Here is a 253-nt window from a genome sequence, read left to right as displayed (position 1 = left end):
GTCGTATTCGGCGAAAGTCACTATCGTAACATCGATCACGGCTATGCGGTGACAATCCATAAATCGCAAGGAGCGACGGTCGAGCGCAGTTTCGTGCTGGTGAGCGGCATGATGGACCGCCATTTGACCTATGTGGCGATGACCCGTCATCGTCATCGCGCCGACCTCTACGCAGCACGAGAGGATTTCGCGCCGCGACGGCGATGGGACGGAAAGACACGCGTCGCCCATAGCGCCGGCGTGACCGGCGAAC

General features: G+C 60.1%; 1 protein-coding gene. It reads left to right on the top strand.

The genetic code is table 11. The features are described from left to right. Positions 1 to 253, top strand: a 253-nt coding sequence (locus ACPYOJ_RS36040; protein WP_481420485.1) for a hypothetical protein, incomplete at both ends; no start/stop codon positions are given.

It is taken from the genome of Rhizobium sp. SVR5-9E, assembly GCF_056755095.1.
Note: the sequence above shows the minus strand (reverse complement) of the source record. Positions and strands in the feature narration are given on the sequence as shown.